The sequence below is a fragment of the Streptomyces niveiscabiei genome, from assembly GCF_033794345.1.
In the GTDB taxonomy this organism is placed as follows: domain Bacteria; phylum Actinomycetota; class Actinomycetes; order Streptomycetales; family Streptomycetaceae; genus Streptomyces; species Streptomyces niveiscabiei.
Genome location: NZ_JARAYJ010000055.1, coordinates 1 through 16,581, shown reverse-complemented (window position 1 = coordinate 16,581; position 16,581 = coordinate 1). Strand labels below are relative to the sequence as shown.

Below are 16,581 nucleotides of genomic sequence, written 5' to 3'. Positions count from 1 at the left end.
GAGGGCATGTGAGGACCGGCAGGGGCGGGCATGGGGCCGACGACGACAGAGGAACGCGCAGTCGACGAACTGCCCGTGCCCGAACCCCCTCCGTGGCCGCGCCACGGACCCCTCCTCCTGCTGGCGGCGGCGATCGTCCCCGGCACCCTCATCGTCGTCCTGGGCCGCTGGGGCGACTCCCCGGCGATGGAGGCGTGGCGCACGGTAGCCCTCTCGGTCACCGTGCAGGCGCTGCCGTTCCTGCTGCTGGGTACGGCCCTGTCGGGCGCGATCAACGCGTTCGTCCCGGCGTCGGTGTTCCGCAAGGCCCTCCCGAAGCGTCCGGCGCTGGCCGTACCGGTCGCCGGAATGGCGGGAGTTGTCCTCCCCGGCTGTGAGTGCGCCTCGGTGCCGGTGGCAAACAGCTTGATCGGCAGGGGAGTTGCTCCGGCGGCGGCGTTCGCATTCCTGCTGTCGGCCCCGGCGGTGAACCCGATTGTCCTGACGGCGACGGCAGTTGCGTTCCCGAACGCGCCGATGATGGTCGTCGCCCGCCTGCTCGCCTCCCTCGCGGCGGCCTCCGTGATGGGCTGGCTGTGGCTGCGGTTCGGCCGCGCGGAGTGGCTGAAGCCGACCGTACGGCACACCGGTCACGAGCAAGGGCGCAGCCGCTGGGCGGAGTTCAGGGCGGGCTTCCAGCACGACTTCCTGCATGCGGGCGGGTTCCTGGTGATCGGCGCGATGGCGGCGGCCACCTTCAACGTCGCCGTCCCCCGCACGTGGGTCGACACGTTCGCCAACTCGCCTTGGCTGTCCGTGGTGTTCCTCGCGGTCCTGGCCATCGTCATCGCCGTCTGCTCGGAGGCGGACGCCTTCGTCGCGGCCTCCCTGACCGGCTTCTCCCCCACCGCGCGCCTCACGTTCATGGTCGTCGGCCCGATGGTCGACCTCAAGCTCATCGCGCTCCAGGCCGGCACGTTCGGCCGCGCGTTCGCCTGGCGCTTCTCGGCGGCGACGACGGTCGTGGCGGTGCTGTGCGCGGTCCTGATCGGAGAGACCCTGCTGTGAAACGCGTACTCCAGGCCGCCCTGTTGGCGCTGACCGGCGCCGGGCTCCTCCAAGTCGCCCTGTTCACCGAGGTGTTCCTGCGGTACGTCAAGGAGGGGATGCGTCCGCTGCTGATCCTCTCCGGCGTCGTCCTGCTCCTGCTCGGGCTCGCGGAGGCGTGGTCGGCGTACCGGCACCGCGACTCCCACGGCGCCCATGTCCCGCCGGTGGCCTGGCTGTTGTTCCTCCCGGCGCTGAGCCTGCTGGTGTACGCGCCGCCGGAGCTGGGTTCGTACACGGCGTCCCGGGAGCCGGTCAAGGCGGTCGCCGTGACACCGGACGACGGCTTCGACCCGCTGCCCGCGACCTCGCCGCTGCCCATCACGCTGGGCGACTTCACGTCGCGGGTCCAGCAGGACCGTACGAAGGTGATCGCGAAGCGTCCGGTCACCATGACGGGGTTCGTCACTCCGGCCTCGTCGCCGGACCACTGGTACCTCACCCGGCTGATCCTCAACTGCTGCGCGGCGGACGCGCAGTCGGTGAAGGTGAAGGTGTACGGGGTCGAGCCGCCCAAGGCGGACACGTGGGTGTCGGTGACGGGAACGTGGCACGCGGCGGGGGCACTTGGGACGCCGTCGGCGGAAGTCGCCCTGGACGGGCGGACGGTGCAGAGGATCGACCGGCCGTCGAACGGGTACCGGGACGCGTTGCCGATCGGGTGAAACCAAGGCCGGCATCAACTGCTGTGCAACATCAGCCCGATCCCCACGACGAGCACCCCCGCCGCGACGATCCTCGGCGCCCCGAACCTCTCCTTGAAGAACACCGCCCCGATCGCCGCCCCCACGATGATCGACGACTCCCGCAGCGCGGCGATCGGCGCGAGCTCGGCCCGCGTCTGGGCCCACAGCACCAACCCGTAGGCGGCGAAGGAGAGTACGGCACCGACGGCGCCGACTCCCGCGTACGGCTTGAGCCGGGCGAGAGTCTCGCCGCGCCAGCGCACCCAGGCGTACGCGGGCAGCACGACCCCTTGCACTCCCATCAGCCAGGCGATGTACCCGAGCGAGGACCCGGACGCGCGAACCCCGAGCCCGTCGACGACGGTGTACACGGCGATGGTGACCCCGGTCCCCAACGCGGCCCAGATGGCAGCCCAGTTGGGCCGCCGCCCCCGCAGCCCCCACAGGGCGACCCCGCTGAGTCCCGCACAGGACAAGGCGATTCCGGCGGCCCCCCACCCGTCCGGCACCTCGTGCGCGAACAACGCGGCCAGCAGCGTCACGATCAGCGGCGCGCTCCCTCGCGCGATGGGGTACGCCTGCCCGAAGTCGCCGATCCTGAACGACCGCATGAGCAGGGCGAAGTAGGCGATGTGAATGGCGGCGGAGGCAAGCAGATAAGGCCAGGCACCCCCATCGGGAAACCCCACGAACGGCGCCGCGAGCAGCCCGACTACCGCTCCCCCACCGGAGATCAGCGCGAGCCCCACGAGCTTGTCGGGGATCTTGTGCGCGAGCGCGTTCCAGCAGGCATGGGTCACTGCGGCGAGCAGCACGGCACCGGTGACGAGGGGAGTCACGGCGTCAACTCCCGTACATCGACGAGGGTTGCCTGAGCATGCCGCACCAACTCCTTGGGAGCCATGGGAAACACGGCATGCGGATTCCCGGCGGCGGCCCACACCTCGTCGTGCGCGAGCAACCCACGATCCGCGAGCACGCGCGTACGGGTCCGATGCCCGAAGGGCGGCACCCCTCCGATGGCGTACCCGGTCACCTCGCGCACGACCTTGGCATCGGCCCGCGCGACCTTCGCGACGCCCAACACCTCACTCACGGCGGCGACATCGACCCGGGAAGCCCCATCCATGAGCACCAACACAGGCACCCCATCAGCGGCAAAGATCAACGACTTGCAGATCTGCCCCAGCGCACACCCCACGGCCTCCGCCGCCTCGACCGCCGTCCGCGCCCCCTCCGGGTACGTCCGCACCTGCCCCAACACCTCGTCGAGTCCCATCTCTTGGAGGGCCTGAGCGAAAAGGGGGTGCGCGTCTGTCGTCGTCATGAAACCGCACGGTAGCGGTAGGCGCAGGAGACAGGCGACGGGGTTTGAGGCTGAGTGCCGGTGCGGACGACACCCCCGCGTTCCCCCCCGAAGCACGGAACAGGCGATCCCGCTCGGGGAAGCGCCCGAGGCCATGGCCTCGGCGTGCGCGGCCCCCTGGCCCTGGGCAGCGCCGCCAGGAACGCGGATCTCCCCGTGCCTCTCCCCAACCCCACCGGGGCCTCGCTCGCGACCAGGTGGGGGTGGACGGAGGGCCCGTGCCCGGCGAAGACGGTGTGGGCGGAGGTGGACCTGTAGAACCGCAGAAGCCTCACCCGATCATCACGGCCGTCCACATCGCCACTCCGACGGGCACGGGAAGAGCGAGCAGCCCCAGCACCAACAGCCGTCCAGGGAGGGCGAGTCGGCGAAGCGGAGGCGTGACCGCGAGGCCCGTCGGAACGGCGCGGGCCGGACGCCAGGGCCCGTAGAGCCTCGCGTGGGTCTCCGGGCGCACGGCAACTCCTTTGGTTCGGACCGGTGTTCAGGCCGATCCTCGCCGCCCTCGGCCCCGTACGCATGAGCCCCCGTACTCAGACCGACCGAGCCACCCGGAACCCCACGTCGTCCACGGCGTACGTCGGATGGCTTCGGCGCCGTACCGACGCCCGGCAGCTCCAGTGTTCGTCGAACCACCCGCCGCCCCGCAGCACGCGGTACGTCCCGTACACCTCGGGGTCGTAGAGGTCCCAGCACCACTCCCAGACGTTCCCCAACAGGTCATGGAAACCCCAGGAGTTGGGCTGGCGGGTGCCCACTTCCCGTATCCGCTCACCGGAGTTGGCGCGGTGCCAGGCGATGTCGTCCAGCACGCCGTAGCGGGGACCCGACGTACCGGCGCGGCAGGCGAACTCCCATTCCGCTTCGGTGGGGAGACGGTAACCGGTGGAGGAGGCGAGGAGTTCGACGTCGCCGTCCTCGCGGAAGCGGTAGGCGGGGCGTGAACCCTCCGCCAGGGAAAGGGTGTTGCAGTACCGGACGGCGTCGAGCCAGGAAACGTCCACCACAGGGAGGTCGGGGGCGACGAGCGCCGCACCGGTCACCGCCGCGTAGTCCGCCTGGGTCACCGGGCACGCCGACAAGGCGTAGGAGTCCACCTTGACCGTCCAACTCCGCGCCGTACGCCGGTCGTTGAGTACGACTTCGCCCGCGCCGACCGTGATCATCTGTAACCGCATGGACAGATGATCGCAGCGACGCGGGCGGAGTTGGTGCCGGTGAGGGCTCCCCGTCCCCACGGACCCTCACCGGCGGCTCAGGGGTTCACGCTCGGACGAGCTCCTTGTCGTCCCGCCGGTCGGCGTCGGTGCGCAGGCCCTCGCCCTCGACGTCGACGTTGGGAAGCGCGCGGTCGAGCCACTTCGGCAGCCACCAGGCCCGCTTGCCGAGCAGCGCGAGGACGGCCGGCACGATCGCCATGCGGACGACGAACGCGTCGAAGAAGACGGCGATCGCGAGCCCGAACCCGATCATCTTGATCATGGACTCGGAGGAGCCGATGAACCCGGCGAAGACGGCCATCATGATGACGGCGGCGGCGGAGACGACGCGGGCCCCGTGCTTGAACCCGGTGACGACGGCCTGCGAGGGCGCCTCGCCGTGGACGTACGCCTCGCGCATCCGGGTCACGAGGAACACCTCGTAGTCCATGGCGAGTCCGAAGACCACGCCGACCATGAAGATCGGCATCATCGACATGACGGGCCCGGTCTCCTCGACGCCCAACAGCCCTGCCAGCCAACCCCATTGGAAGACGGCGACGACCGCGCCGAGCGCCGCCATGACGGACAGGAGGAAGCCGAGGGCGGCCTTGAGGGGCACGAGGACCGAGCGGAAGACGACGATCAGCAGGAGGAACGCGAGCCCGACGACGAGGACCAGGTACGGGATCAGCGCGTCGTTCAGCTTCTGCGAGACGTCGATGTTCATCGCCGTGACTCCGGTCACCAGTACGGTCGCCCCGGTGTCGGCCTTGATCTCCGTCCCCTTGTCACGGATCGCGTGGACGAGGTCCTCGGTCTGCACGGACGACGGCTTGGAGTCGGGGATCACGGTGATCGTCGCGGTGTCGCCCGCCTTGTTGGGCGCGGCCGGTGTGACGGTCGCGACGTCCTTCAACTTCTTGATCTCGTCGCCGACTTGGGTGAACGCACCGTCGGCGTCCTGGCTGCCCTTCGCGTCGACGACGATCATCAGCGGCCCGTTGAACCCGGGCCCGAACCCGTCGGAGAGCGTGTCGTAGGCGCGGCGCTGTGTGGTGGACGTCGGCTGCGATCCGTCGTCGGGCAGCCCGAGTTCGAGCGAGGCGGCGGGCACGGCGACGGCGCCGAGGCCGACAACTCCCAGGACGAGTACGGCGATCGGCCGCCGGACGACGAAACTGGCCCAGCGCGTCCCCATGTTGGGCTTCCCGGCCTTCTCCGGCTTGTTCCCGCCGAGCATCCTGCTCTTCGACCCGGCGGGCAGAATCCGCTTCCCGGCGTACCCGAGGAGCGCGGGGATCATCGTCAGCGCGATGAGGACGGCGATGGCGACCGTACCGGCGGCGGCGATGCCCATCTTCGTCAGCATCGGGATGTTGACGACGGCGAGGCCCGCGAGCGCGATGACGACGGTGAGTCCGGCGAAGACGACCGCCGAGCCCGCCGTACCCGTCGCCCGGCCCGCGGCCTCCTCGCGGTCGCGGCCCTCGGCGAGTTCGGCGCGGTAGCGGGAGACGATGAACAGCGCGTAGTCGATGCCGACGGCGAGGCCGATCATCAGCGCGAGGGTGGACGTCGTCGAGCCGAGGTCAAGTGTGCTGGCCAGGGCGGTGATCGAGGCGACGCCGATGCCGACGCCGATGATCGCGGTGAGCAGCGGGAGCCCGGCGGCGATGAGCGAGCCGAAGGTGATGACGAGGACGACGGCCGCGATGCCGATGCCGATGATCTCGGTGGCGCCGGTGTGCGGGGTGGCCTGGAGGGCGTCGCCGCCGATCTCGACGGTCAGGCCCGCGCTCTTCGCGTGGTCGCCGGCCTCTTCGAGGGCGTCGCGCGAGGAGTCCTTCAACTCCATGCCGGAGACTTTGTACTTGACCGACGCGTAGGCGACCGTGCCGTCCTTGCTGACGGCCTTGCCGGTGTACGGGTCGGCGACGGAGACGACCTCGGAGCCGGACTTCAGCTCGGCGACGGTCTTCTCCACGGTCGCCTTGTTCGCGGCGTCGTTCATCGACTGCCCGGCGGGCGCCTTGAAGACGACGCGTGCGGTGGCGCCGTCGGCGCTCATCCCGGGGAAGCGCTGTTCCAGCAGGTCGAAGGCTTTCTGGGCCTCGGTGCCGGGGATCGAGAAGGAGGTGGTGCCCGCAGCGGGGGCACTGGCGGCGCCGACGCCCGCGAGCGTCAGCAGGGCTATCCAGATCAGGGCGACGAAGTGCCGTCGCCGGAAGGCGAGCCGGCCCAGCTTGTAGAGGAACGTGGCCACGGAGGCGTACTCCCGGTCAGTCGTGGGGTTTTCATGGGCAGGGGTGACCGACGGCATGGCGGGGAGCGCGCTGTGGGAGGCGCGAGGGCAGCGTCGATCGGCCCGACGACGTGAGCGGTGACGTCAGTTGGGGTGTGGGCGTACTGCGGGGAAGGTCAACTCCGGGGCAGGAGACCGGAGTCGGTGTTCAGGTCAGGCCTTCGGGTCAGGCCTTCGGGTCGACGCCGAGTGCGGGGAGCACCACGGCGTCCAGGTACGAGATGAGGAAGTCCTGGGTGGGTGGCTGGTCGTCGAGCAGCATGCGGGTGGCGAATCCGCCGACCATCATGTGCACCATGAACTCCAGTGCGGGACAGTCGGGTTGGACCTCGCCTCGGTCCACGGCGCGCTGGATCAGCTTCTTGAAATCGGAGAGTTCGGGGTCGACCAGCTGTGCCTTGAACGCCTCGCGCAGATCCTCGTTGTTGTGCATCGCCATGGCGATGCCGCGCATCAGCGCCGAGTTCTGCGCGTGGACGCAGTCGTCCTCCAGCAGGATCACCGCGTGCAGGTCGCCCCGCAGGGTGCCGGTGTCGATGTCGTCCGGAGGGGCCGGCTTGCTGTACCGGATGGCCTTGACGACGAGTTCGGCCTTGCCGCCCCACTGGCGGTAGAGCGTGGCCTTGCTGGAGCGGGTGCGGGCGGCGATGGCGTCCATGGTGAGGGCGTCGTAGCCGACCTCGCGGAGCAGGTCGAGGACGGCGTCGTACAGCTCCGCCTCGCGTTCGGGAGTGATCCGACTGCGACGCGCCGTTGCGACCTCAGTCATGACGCCCCTCCGTGCTCTCCGCGTTTCTTCCTACGTCCATGAAGATACCCTGCCAACCAAGCGAAACGAAACGGTTTCGTACGTGTCCTGGGTCACGTGTGTGAGAAACGTGTAAGAGAACGCCTGGAACGCTTGCGCCCCGGCGCCTGAGTTGCTGGCTCCCCGGCGCCGGAAAAGCATGGGAACCGTGAGCTACCTGCGCCTTCCGCACCTCAGCGGTGACCTGCTGTGCTTCGTTGCCGAGGACGACCTCTGGCTGGCCCCCCTCGACGGGCCCGGCCGCGCCTGGCGCCTGACCGTGGACCGCACGAAGACCGGCCACCCGCGCTTCTCCCCGGACGGCTCGGTCATCGCCTGCACGACCTGGCGCAGCCTCGTCCCCGAGATCCACGTAGTACCCGTGTACGGCGGAAGGACCAGACAGCTCACCTACTGGGGCAGCGCCGACACCCGCGTCTGCGGCTGGACCCCCGAGGGCCACATCCTCGCCGTCGCCTCCCACAGCCAGCCCTTCTCCTACTTCACGTGGGCCTACGACGTACCTCTCAGTGGTGACCCCGGCGGCCCCCTCCCCTGGGGTCCGGTGAGCGACCTCCAGGTCGCCGACCTCGACGGGGAACGGAAAACCCTCCTGCTCACCGGTACGCCGCCGCACGAACCGGCCGCCTGGAAGCGGTACCGGGGCGGCGCGACGGGCCGCCTGTGGCTCCACGGCCGCCGTCTCCTCCCGGAGGTGGAGGGCCACCTCTCCACCCCCCTGTTCGTCGCCGGGCGCATCGCGTTCCTCTCCGACCACGAGGGCGTCGGCAACCTCTACTCCTGCGCGTACGACGGCTCCGACCTGCGCCGGCACACCGACCACGACGCGTTCTACGCCCGCAACGCCTCGACCGACGGCACCCGGGTGGTCTACCAGTGCGCGGGCGACCTGTGGCTCGTCGAGGACCTCGGCCCCGGCGCGCAGCCGCGCCGCCTCGACGTACGGCTCGAAGGGCCTCGCGCGGGACGGCGGCCGTACCAGATCCCCGCCGCGCAGCACGTGGACGGCGTATCGGTGGACGAGACCGGGCGGGCCAGTGCTGTGGTGGTACGCGGCAGCCTGTACTGGCTGACGCACCGGGACGGTCCGGCGCGGACCATCGCCGATACCCCAGGGGTACGGGTACGGCTCCCGGAGATGCTGGGGTCGGGGGGCCGGATCGCGTACGTCACCGATGCCGAGGGGGAGGACGCGGTCGAGATCGCGTACCTCCCGAGAGCCAGTGGGGAACGTCCCCCTCGGAGGCTGGCGTCCGGGGAACTGGGGCGGGTCCTGGAGCTGGTCTCCGACCCGGAGGGGAAGCGGCTGGCGATCGCTTCACACGACGGGCGGGTCCTGCTGCTGGATACCTCTGAGGTTGTAGCCGGGGACGACTCAGGGGGTAGCGGGGGCGGCTCCGGGGGTGGGGGCGGCTCGGGGGGTGGGGGCATCGTCGAGCTGATCCGGTCCGTGAACGGTCCCGTGCGGGATCTCGCGTTCTCCCCGGACGGCGCCTGGCTCGCCTGGTCGCACCCCGGGATCGGGCGCTCGCTGCGGCAGATCAAGCTGGCCCGGATGAAGGACCGGCTGATCGTGGACGTCACCAACGGCCGCTTCGCCGACGAGAATCCGGTCTTCACCCGCGACGGCCGCTACCTCGCGTTCCTGTCCTGGCGCGGCTTCGACCCGGTCTACGACGTCCACACCGGCGACCTCTCCTTCCCGCTGGGCTGCCGCCCCTACCTGGTCCCCCTCTCCTCGGCCACCCCCTCCCCCTTCGCGCTGAACCCCGACGGGCGCCCGGCGGCGGGCGGGCTCGACCCCGTGGAAACGGAGGACGGCGGCGCGGTGACCGTCGAGGTGGAGGGGCTGGAGAGCAGGGTCACGCCGTTCCCCGTCCCCGCCTCGAAGTACTCCGCGCTGTACCCGGTCGCCGGCGGCGGGGTCGTCTGGCTGCGGTGGCCGATCTCCGGCGCACTCGGTGAGACCTTCGCCAATCCGGACGACACCAGCGAGCGCCCGACCCTCGAACACTTCACCATCACCAAGGCCAAGAAGTCCGAACTCGTCGACCACCTCGACTGGTTCGCGCTCAGCGGCGACGGCACCCGCCTGGTCGTCGTCGACGAGGGCGAGCTACGGGCCGTCCCGTCGACGGAGCCCGGGGACGGCGACTCGACCGTCTGGATCGACCTGCGCCGCATCCTCCACGAAGTCGACCCCGGCGCCGAGTGGCGGCAGTCGTACGAGGAGGCCGGCCGCCTGATCCGCGCCTACTTCTGGGACCCCGGCATGTGCGGCATCGACTGGAACTCGGTCCTGGACCAGTACCGCCCCCTGGTCCAACGCGTCGCCTCCCCCGACGAGTTCGCGGATCTCCTGCGCGAGGTCGTCGGCGAGTTGGGCACCTCCCACGCATACGTCGCCGCCGCACGCCGCAACGAAGGGCCACCGCACTATCAGCGGCGCCAGGGCCTCCTGGGCGCCAACTTCGTGCGCAGAGACGGCAGTTGGGTGCTGTCCCGGATCCTCCCCGGCGACTCGTCCGACTCCAGGGCGCGTTCTCCCCTCGCCGGTACGGGAATTCGCGAGGGTGCGGTGCTGACGCACGTGGACGGACGGGTCGTCGACCCGGTGACCGGGCCCTTCCCGCTGCTCGCGGGGGCGGGGGGTACGACGGTGGAGCTGACGTTCGTGGAGGGCGAGCGGCCTCCGCGCCGGGTGGCTGTCGTGCCGCTGGTCGACGAGCGGCCCTTGCGCTACCAGGACTGGGTGGCCAAACGGCGTGACGTCGTACGGGAGTTGAGCGGCGGTCGGTGCGGGTACCTGCACATCCCGGACATGGGCGGCTCGGGGTGGGCGCAGTTCAACCGGGACCTGCGGATGGAGGTGTCGCGGCCGGCGCTCATCGTCGACGTCCGGGGCAACGCGGGCGGCCACATCAGCGAGTTGGTCGTCGAGAAGCTGTCCCGCACGATCCTCGGGTGGGACCTCACGCGCAACGCCCAGCCGGTGTCGTACGCGTCAAATGCCCCTCGGGGTCCGGTGGTCGCCCTCGCCGACGAGGCGACCTCCTCCGACGGCGACATGATCACCGCCGCGTTCAAGCTGCTCAAGATCGGGCCGGTGGTGGGGCAGCGGACGTGGGGCGGCGTGGTGGGGATGACCGGGCGGCACGAGCTGGGCGACGGCACGGTCATCACCGTGCCGATGAACGCGGCCTGGTTCGACGCGTTCGGGTGGTCGGTGGAGAACCGGGGTGTCGACCCCGACATGGAGGCGCTGCGCACGCCGCTGGACTGGGCCGAGGGACGGCACGCGCAGCTGGACGACGCGGTGGGGCTGGCGCTGGAGCTGCTGGACCGGGGGGAGGTGGCGAGCCCGCCGGACCATCGGGGGGTACCGGACCGGTCCCGGCCGAAGCTGCCGCCTCGGGAGGGGTAGAGGTGGCTCTGGGGAGGTAGCGGGGTAGTACCTCCCCTCTCCCTCACTCCCCGTGCGCCAGCACCCGCTCCAGCGTCCGGCGTCCCGCCCTCCCCCACGTCGGCTGGCCGCCCGGCAGCCCCTGCTCCCAGGCCCGGCCGACGCTGAGCAGGCCGAACGCCGAGAGGACGGCCCAGCCTTGGGCGCGGTGGACGAGTGCCTCGTCGGTGACGCCGTAGGCGCGCAGGAAAGGGTCCGCCGCGCCCTCGGGGAGCAGCTTCCACGCGGCGGCGATGTCGGCGGCCGGGTCGCCGGCGCCCAAGTCGCCGAAGTCGATGATCCCGGAGAGGACGCCGTCCGTGACGACGGCGTTGGCCGGGTGGAGGTCCACGTGCACCCAGACCGGCGGGCCGTCCCAACTCGGCGCGGCGACGGCCCTGTTCCACACCTCGCGGATGCGGGGGACGTCGACGATGTCCGCCAGGCTGTCGAGCCCGGCCTCGAACCCGGCCTTGAGCGGGGCGAGTTCGCCGCAGCGGCTCGGGTTGAGGGGCGCGTCCTGCGGGGCCGGCTGGTGCAGCGCGCGGAGGAACCCGGCGAGGGCTTCCGTCGAGCGCGGGCTGTCGGTCATCTCGACGCCGTCGGCGGGCTGTCCCGGGACCCAGTCCACGACCGCCCACGGCCGGGGGAACAGCTCACTCGGCTCGCTGAACCTGCGGGGCGTCGGAATGGGCAGCGGCAGCCGCTCGGCCAGCCCCGGAAGCCAGCGGAACTCCTGGGCGAGGAGCGTGGGGGCGCGGTCCGTCATCGGCAGCCGTACCGCCAACTCCTCCCCGACCCGCCAGAGTTGGTTGTCCCAGCCGGACGCGACGGGACGGATCGGAAGGTCGGCGAGGTCGGGCTGCTGGTCGCGGAGAAGACTGCGGACGAAGGCTTCGTCGGTGTCGGTGCGCTGCATGGTCCGCAGCGTACGTGCTCCCCGTAGTACCTCAGAGGGATCGCTCCGCTCTGGCTGCCTCGTCCGCCGTCCCGCCCGCCCCGACCAGCCCCGTACTCATACCGGACAACCTAGGTGCTACCCGGCGCATCTCCCGCCCGCCGACCGAGCCGATCACCCCGGGGAGGTACCCGCGTACACCCTGCATCCCGCGCAGCCACCACTGGCCGTAGACGTGGCTCGACCGGCGCTCTATCCCGTCGGCCATGCGCTCGACGGCGGGCCCGAGGGGGTACGTCTTGTTGGCGGGCCACGGCAGGCGCTGGCGCAGCTCGCGCATGACGTCGTCCTGGTCGGCGCCGCGCACCATGTCCGTGTCGGTCCAGGAGAGGTAGCCGACGCCGACGCGCACCCCCCGGTAGCCGACCTCGGCGCGCAGGCTGTGCGCGTACGCCTCGACGCCGGACTTGGACGCGCAGTACGCGCTCATCATCGGCGCCGGGGTGAGCGCGGCGAGGGAGGCGATCTGGAGGAGGTAGCCGCGGCTCTCGATGAGGACCGGCAGGAACGCGCGGGCGGTGACGGCCGAGCCGATGAGGTTCACCTCGATGACGCGCCGCCACGCGTCGGGGTCGGAGTCGAGGAAGGTGCCCCCGGCGGCGACCCCGGCGTTGGCGACGACGATGTCGACCTTCCCGAACCGCTCCTTCACCTCGCCTGCGACCCGGTTCATGGCGTCCTGGTCGGTGACGTCGGCGTACCAGTAGCCGCTCTCGCCGTGCAGCCGTTCGGAGACCTCCTTGAGCGCCTCGGGTTCGAGGCCGACCAGCGCGACGGTCGCGCCGCGCGCGGAGAGCTTCCGCGCGAGCAATTCCCCGACGCCGCGCGCGGCCCCGGTGATCACGGCGACCTGTCCGTCGAGGCTCACCCTGCTCATGCGCCCTCCTTCAACTGGCTGTACGTGGTGGTCAGTTCGCGTATCCGCGCGGTCACGAGGTCCGGCGCCTCGACGGGGGTCATGTGGCCGATGCCGTACAGCTCGGTGAGGCCGAGGCAGTTGGGGAGCGCGGCGGCGAGGGCCCGGGCGTGGACGGGCGGGGTGAGGCGGTCGGCGGTGCCGGTGACGACGGCGGTGGGGACGGCCAACTGGGCGACCTGGTCACCGAGTTCGAGTGATTCGAGGACCCGCGCCCAGGCGTACCGCACCTTCCGGGGGCACGCGTGGACGATCCGCGCGCACTTCTCGACCGCCTCGGGGGCCGAACCGGGGCCCATCGTCGCGTACTTGAGGATCTTCTTGCCGACGGGGGTGACCGGGCCGAGCGGCGCCTTCGAGCCGAGGATCTTCCCGGTGAGCCAGGTCCGTACCCGCCCGGCCTTGAGGGGGACGACCGTCGACTCGTCGACCAGCCGCGAACTCCCCGTACTGCACAGGAGACTTGCGGCGACGTGTGCCCTGAACGCCGGGCGCGTCGCGGCGGCCATCACCGTCATGCCGCCCATCGAGTGACCGGCGACCACGGCCTTCTCGCCCGGCGCGAGGGTGGCGAGCAGCACCGCTTCGAGGTCGTCGGCCAGGGCCGTCGTACTGACCGCCGGGCTCGCGGGGGTGTTGCCGTGGCCTCTCAAGTCGTAGGCGATGACGCGGTGATCGCGGGAGAGGTCGTCGATCTGCGCCTGCCAGAAGGCGGTTGAGCAAGTCCAGCCGTGCACGAGGACGACGGCGGGCGCGGCGGCGGGGCCGTGGATCTCGACGTGCAGGGGTGCGCCGTCCCGGGAGGTGGCCGTGAGGGTCCTCATGCGGTCACCTCGACAGCGTCGTAACTGCCGTTGCCTGTAGCGGAGTTGGGTTCGTTCGGTTTCCTGGGCCGCCTGAGCACCTCGTACTCGGCCAGGTCGACGCGGCGGGTCGCGCGGCGGAACTCGCTCGTCGTACCGGGCCACACGGTCGTGTTGCGGCCCTGCGCGTCCAGGTACCAGCTCACACAGCCGCCGGTGTTCCAGACGGTCCGCTCCATGCGGTCCTGCACGCGCCGGTTCCAGCGGTGCACGGCGCTGGGGCGGGCGTCGAGCGCCACTTCCCCGCCCAGGACGTCGAGTTGGCGCAGATAGTCGGCCATGTAGGCGAGCTGCGACTCGATCATCAGGATCATCGAGGAGTTGCCGAGGCCGGTGTTGGGCCCGATGACCGTCATCCAGTTCGGGAACCCGGCGACCGCCGCGCCGCGCAGCGCCTCCATGCCGCCGCGCCCCCAACTCTCCGCGAGCGTACGGCCGTCGGCGCCCACGACGCGGTCGGCGATCGGCATGTCGGTGACGTGGAAGCCGGTGCCGAAGACGATCGCGTCGGCCTGCGCCGTACTGCCGTCGGCGGCGATCAGCGTGTTGCCGCGGATCTCGGCGAGGCCGCTCGCGACGACGTCCACGTTGGGCTGCGCGAGCGCCGGGTAGTAGGCGCTGGACAGCAGGATGCGCTTGCAGCCGATGCGGTAGTCGGGGGTCAACTTGGCCCGCAGCGCCGGGTCCTTGATGGCCCTGGCGATGTTGCGCTTGGCCAACTGCTCGACGAAACCTAGTTCGTTGGGGTGCTTCGTGAACGCCTGGACCTGCAACTCCCGGATGCCCCACAGGAGTCCGCGCCGCGCCTGGGTCGTGAAGGGGAGTTTTCGGTGCAGGGCGCGTTCGGCGCCGGTGATCGCCCGGTCGACGCGCGGCATGACCCACGCCGGGGTCCGCTGGAACAACGTCAGCCCGGAGACGAGGGGTTGGATCGCCGGGACGATCTGGATCGCGGAGGCGCCCGTGCCGATCACTGCGACGCGCTTGCCGCGCAGGTCGTAGCCGTGGTTCCAGCGCGCGGAGTGGAACACCTCGCCCGGGAACGACTCCAGTCCGGGGACGTCCGGCGTCTTCGGGTCGGAGAGCGGGCCGGTCGCCGAGACGACCATGTCGGCGGAGAGTTCACCGGACGCGGTCTCGATGTCCCAGCACAGGCGCTCCGCGTTCCACACCATCCGCTTGACCTCGGAGTCGAAGCGCAGGTGCGGCCGGATCCCGAAGACGTCCGCGACCTTCTCCAGGTAGGCGCGGATGTGGCCCTGGCCCGAAAAGGTGCGCGGCCACTCGGGGTTGGGCGCGAAGGAGAAGGAGTACAGGTGCGAGGGGACGTCGCAGGCGCACCCCGGATAGGTGTTGTCCCGCCAGGTGCCGCCCACGCTGTCCGCGCGCTCCAGGACCACGAAGTCGGTGATCCCTTCGCGCCGCAACCGCACCGCGGCCCCGAGCCCCCCGAACCCGGACCCGACGACCGCCACCCGCACATGCTCGCGTCCGGCCATGAGGACGCCCTCCTTCGCGCGACCGCGCCAGTAATCACTGGCACAATCGGACTGTAGAGCAGCCCGCTACCGATGGGTAGGGGTCGGACGGAGGAAAGTTACCGACGGTACGACATAGGGTCTGGGCGTGGCGGACAGGCAGGACGAGAACTCGGCGAAGCGTGAATACCGCATGGAGGAGCTGGCGTCCCTGGCCGGCATCACCGTGCGGACCCTGCGTTTCTACCGCGAACGCAAGCTCCTCGCGCCGCCCCGCCGCGAGGGCCGTATCGCCTGGTACGACGACCACCACCTCGCGCGCCTGCGCACGATCGCCGCGCTCCTCGAACGCGGCCACACCCTCACCGGCATCGCCGAACTCGCCGAGGCCCTCGACCACGGCCGCGACATCACCGACGTCCTCGGCATCGCCCCCACGGAAGAGGAACCGGTCCGCCTCACCCCCGAGGAACTCGCGGCCCGCTTCGAGGGCCAGACCACCCCCGAGAACCTCGCCGCCGCCCTCTCCCTCGGCTACCTCGGCACCGACGGCGACGAGATCGTCCACATCAGCCGCCGCCTCCTCGACGTCTCCTCCACCCTCGTCCACGAAGGCATCCCCCTCGCGGACATCCTCGCCGCGGCCCACGAGGTCCGCACCCACACGGACGCCCTGGCCGACCTCTTCACCACCACCCTCCTCCAACACCTCCCCCCCGACCACCTCCCCCGCCTACGCCCCCTGGCCAAGGCAATCTTCGACGCGGAACTCTCCCTGTCTTTGGACCGGCGGTTGCGCGGGGGGGAGTGAGGACGCCGGGGGGCGGGGGGAGGGGCGAGGCTCCGGGGGGCGGGGGCGGAGCCGGGGGTACGAGGCGCGGGGCCCGGGGGCGCGGGGCCCGGGGGCGCGAGGCGCGAGGCGGAATCAGGGAACCAAGGGCACGAGGCGCGGGGGCTCGGGGCGCGAGGGCGGAGCAGGGAGCCGGGGGAGCAAGGTGAAGGGCCGGGCACCGGGGGCGCAGGGCGGAGTATGGACGCGAGGGGGCGCGAGGTGAGGGATGAGGCACCGGGGCGCGGAGGCGGAACCGGGGAGCCGAGGGCACGAGGCGCGAGGGCGGGGAGAAACGCGGGGGCCCGGGGCGGAATCAGGGAACCAAGGACACGGGGCGCCGGGGCGCGAGGGCAGAGCCAGGAAGCCGAGGGCACAAGGCGAAGGGCGAGGCGCCGGGAGCGCGGGGGCGAAGCCAGGGAGCCGGGAGAGGCGTACGGGGGGGGCGAAGGCCGGGAACGGGGGGTGGTGCATGACGACGTAGGAGTAGACCGTGCCCTCGCCGGACGCCTCCCGCGTGTCCCAGTCCGGGGAGCCGCAGTCCAAGCAGCCGGGGAGCCACGGGAAGCGCAGGGCCGTGCAGGCGGTGCAGCGCTGGAGGAGGAGGCGGTGGTGCCGGACGCCGTCCCAGAAAGGGGAGTTGTC

14 protein-coding genes and 1 pseudogene are annotated in these 16,581 nt (G+C 71.2%); 4 read left to right on the top strand and 11 right to left on the bottom strand.

Annotated features, from left to right (window positions below):
• Positions 1-30 precede the first annotated feature (30 nt).
• Entirely contained in the window at positions 31-1,047 is a 1,017-nt protein-coding gene (locus PV682_RS40530) for a permease (RefSeq protein ID WP_319737468.1), read from the top strand.
• Positions 1,044-1,751, top strand: coding sequence for a TIGR03943 family putative permease subunit (locus PV682_RS40525; protein WP_319737467.1), 708 nt, complete (start codon positions 1,044-1,046; stop codon positions 1,749-1,751). Before PV682_RS40530 ends, PV682_RS40525 begins: the two co-directional genes overlap by 4 nt.
• Before the next feature lie 14 nt (positions 1,752-1,765).
• On the opposite strand, the gene PV682_RS40520 is transcribed toward PV682_RS40525, so the two are convergent.
• From PV682_RS40520 to PV682_RS40495, 6 genes are all read right to left on the bottom strand, one after another.
• Positions 1,766-2,611: a DMT family transporter gene (locus PV682_RS40520; protein ID WP_319737465.1), complete on the bottom strand. Its 846-nt coding sequence runs from the start codon at positions 2,609-2,611 to the stop codon at positions 1,766-1,768.
• Positions 2,608-3,099: a YbaK/EbsC family protein gene (locus PV682_RS40515; protein ID WP_319737464.1), complete on the bottom strand. Its 492-nt coding sequence runs from the start codon at positions 3,097-3,099 to the stop codon at positions 2,608-2,610. The genes PV682_RS40520 and PV682_RS40515 overlap by 4 nt, the downstream gene beginning before the upstream one ends.
• 310 nt (positions 3,100-3,409) lie before the next feature.
• Positions 3,410-3,595 carry a hypothetical protein gene (locus PV682_RS40510; protein ID WP_319737462.1) on the bottom strand — a complete coding sequence of 62 codons (186 nt, stop codon included), beginning with the start codon at positions 3,593-3,595 and terminating at the stop codon, positions 3,410-3,412.
• A 76-nt stretch (positions 3,596-3,671) separates the two neighbouring features.
• Entirely contained in the window at positions 3,672-4,316 is a 645-nt protein-coding gene (locus PV682_RS40505) for a formylglycine-generating enzyme family protein (RefSeq protein WP_319737461.1), read from the bottom strand.
• A gap of 85 nt (positions 4,317-4,401) precedes the next feature.
• Positions 4,402-6,603: an MMPL family transporter gene (locus PV682_RS40500; RefSeq protein ID WP_319737460.1), complete on the bottom strand. Its 2,202-nt coding sequence runs from the start codon at positions 6,601-6,603 to the stop codon at positions 4,402-4,404.
• A 205-nt stretch (positions 6,604-6,808) separates the two neighbouring features.
• Entirely contained in the window at positions 6,809-7,411 is a 603-nt protein-coding gene (locus PV682_RS40495; RefSeq protein WP_319737458.1) for a TetR/AcrR family transcriptional regulator, read from the bottom strand.
• Between the two features lie 187 nt (positions 7,412-7,598).
• Here PV682_RS40495 and PV682_RS40490 point away from each other — a divergent pair, with 187 nt between their 5' ends.
• Complete coding sequence (locus PV682_RS40490; protein WP_319737457.1) at positions 7,599-10,874, top strand: S41 family peptidase; 3,276 nt, start codon at positions 7,599-7,601, stop codon at positions 10,872-10,874.
• A 43-nt stretch (positions 10,875-10,917) separates the two neighbouring features.
• On the opposite strand, the gene PV682_RS40485 is transcribed toward PV682_RS40490, so the two are convergent.
• The 4 genes from PV682_RS40485 to PV682_RS40470 are packed head-to-tail and all read right to left on the bottom strand — an operon-like array spanning position 10,918 to position 15,128.
• Entirely contained in the window at positions 10,918-11,811 is an 894-nt protein-coding gene (locus tag PV682_RS40485) for an aminoglycoside phosphotransferase family protein (RefSeq protein ID WP_319737456.1), read from the bottom strand.
• Positions 11,812-11,842: 31 nt separating this feature from the next.
• Positions 11,843-12,727, bottom strand: a complete 885-nt coding sequence (locus tag PV682_RS40480; protein ID WP_319737455.1) for an SDR family oxidoreductase — start codon at positions 12,725-12,727, stop codon at positions 11,843-11,845.
• Positions 12,724-13,590, bottom strand: coding sequence for an alpha/beta fold hydrolase (locus PV682_RS40475; RefSeq protein ID WP_319737454.1), 867 nt, complete (start codon positions 13,588-13,590; stop codon positions 12,724-12,726). The genes PV682_RS40480 and PV682_RS40475 overlap by 4 nt, the downstream gene beginning before the upstream one ends.
• On the bottom strand, positions 13,587-15,128 hold the full coding sequence (locus tag PV682_RS40470) for a flavin-containing monooxygenase (protein WP_319737453.1): 1,542 nt from the start codon (positions 15,126-15,128) through the stop codon (positions 13,587-13,589). Before PV682_RS40470 ends, PV682_RS40475 begins: the two co-directional genes overlap by 4 nt.
• 172 nt (positions 15,129-15,300) lie before the next feature.
• On the opposite strand from PV682_RS40470, the gene PV682_RS40465 reads away from it, so the two are divergent.
• Positions 15,301-15,918, top strand: a complete 618-nt coding sequence (locus PV682_RS40465) for a MerR family transcriptional regulator (protein WP_319737509.1) — start codon at positions 15,301-15,303, stop codon at positions 15,916-15,918.
• Positions 15,919-16,374: 456 nt separating this feature from the next.
• Here PV682_RS40465 and PV682_RS40460 read toward each other — a convergent pair.
• Positions 16,375-16,581 (bottom strand): annotated as a pseudogene (locus PV682_RS40460) (Zn-ribbon domain-containing OB-fold protein); the annotation flags it as partial.